Here is a 716-nt window from a genome sequence, read left to right as displayed (position 1 = left end):
ACCGTCACCTACGCCAAGGCGACCGATCCTTTACATGGCGCGGTGGTGGTCAACACCAACGGCACCTATACCTACACGCCAGCGAAGGATTACAACGGCACCGACAGTTTTAATTACACCGTCAGTGACGGCAAGGGCGGCACAAACACCTATACGGTGGGTGTTACCATCACTGCGGTCAACGACGCGCCGGTGGCGGCCAACGACACCATTACCACGGCCGAAGACACGCCGAAGACCGGTACCTTGCCAACGGCCACCGATGTCGATGGCGATGCCATTACCTACGCCAAGGCCACCGATCCCGCGCACGGCACGCTGGTGGTCAACACCAACGGCACCTATACCTACACGCCAGCGAAGGACTACAACGGCGCTGACAGCTTTAGCTACACCGTCAGCGACGGCAAGGGCGGCAGCAATACCTACACCGTGGCGGTCACCATCAGCCCGGTCAACGATGCGCCAGCAGGCAGCGGCACGACCATCACCACGGCTGAAGACACGGCCAAGACCGGCACCCTGCCAGTGGCCACCGATGTCGATGGCGACAAGCTCACCTACGGCAAGGGCAGCGACCCTGCCCATGGCACGGTGACTGTCAACGCTGATGGTACTTATGTCTATACCCCAGTGGCCGACTACAACGGCGCCGACAGCTTTAGCTATACCGTCAGCGACGGCAAGGGTGGCGCGAACACCTACACGGTAGGCAT

At 61.0% G+C, this 716-nt stretch carries 1 protein-coding gene; it reads left to right on the top strand.

From position 1 onward, the window contains the following. On the top strand, positions 1 to 716 hold a 716-nt coding region (locus tag CD932_RS28705), incomplete at both ends, for an Ig-like domain-containing protein (RefSeq protein ID WP_176460899.1).

Source organism: Janthinobacterium sp. PC23-8, from assembly GCF_002250505.1.
Classification (GTDB): domain Bacteria; phylum Pseudomonadota; class Gammaproteobacteria; order Burkholderiales; family Burkholderiaceae_D; genus Janthinobacterium.
The sequence above is the reverse complement of the archived record's forward strand: the minus strand, read 5'-3'. Positions and strand labels throughout refer to the sequence as shown.